The following is a 774-nucleotide window of genomic DNA, read 5'->3' as shown; positions in this document are numbered from 1 at the left end:
TTCCGTGATGCGCACGAAGTCGTTGGCAATGCCGTTGCACTAGGTATTAAAGAAGGCGTTGATTTAAGTGATTTGTCGCTGACGCAGTTACAGCAGTTTAGTGATGCAATAGGTGATGATGTCTTTGATTTCTTAACCTTAGAAGGTTCATTGGCAGCTCGTGACCATTTAGGCGGCACTGCACCCAATCAAGTTAAGCAAGCGGTCATTAATGGTCGTGCGCGCTTAAAAGCGTTTGCTTAAACGCCTAATCTAAAAACCGCTTTAACTTTGTATATTTAACACTCACTTCTAATACGCATAAGTTAGGGCGAGTGTTTTTAGTTGTCATACCATTGCCAACATTTATATTAAGCGGGTTGACTGTTACCTTCTATACACTTGATACCCTTGGCTAAACGGTCTAAGACCGCTATCATAGATAGATATTAATATTCGACTTAATAAATAAATAACTTACTGAATAAGGAGCGCCCTGTGACTGAGAGTTTTAATCCGCAAGCCAATACCGTTTTTTGCCGTAAATATCAGCAAGAACTGCCAAAAATGCCGCATCCGCCTTTTCCTAATAAAAAAGGTCAAGAGCTACAAGAAACGGTCTCTGACAAAGCATGGCAAGAGTGGCTTGAGCAGCAGACGATGCTGATTAATGAGAACCACCTAAGTATGATAGACCCACAAGCTAAAAAGTTTTTAACTGAGCAACGTGAGAAATTTTTAGACAATGAAGATTATGAGCGTGCACAAGGCTGGACACCAGAGACTTAAAACTCA

General features: G+C 40.8%; 1 protein-coding gene and 1 pseudogene. Both read left to right on the top strand.

Annotated features, from left to right (window positions below; genetic code table 11):
- Nucleotides 1–243: pseudogene (locus ACS8FD_RS19545) on the top strand (argininosuccinate lyase); the annotation flags it as partial.
- A gap of 234 nt (nucleotides 244–477) precedes the next feature.
- Entirely contained in the window at nucleotides 478–768 is a 291-nt protein-coding gene (locus ACS8FD_RS19540; protein WP_439262469.1) for an oxidative damage protection protein, read from the top strand.
- The last annotated feature ends 6 nt before the right edge of the window (nucleotides 769–774 follow it).

Source organism: Psychrobacter sp. 1U2 (genome assembly GCF_051847575.1).
This window is presented reverse-complemented; position numbering and strand designations above follow the sequence as displayed.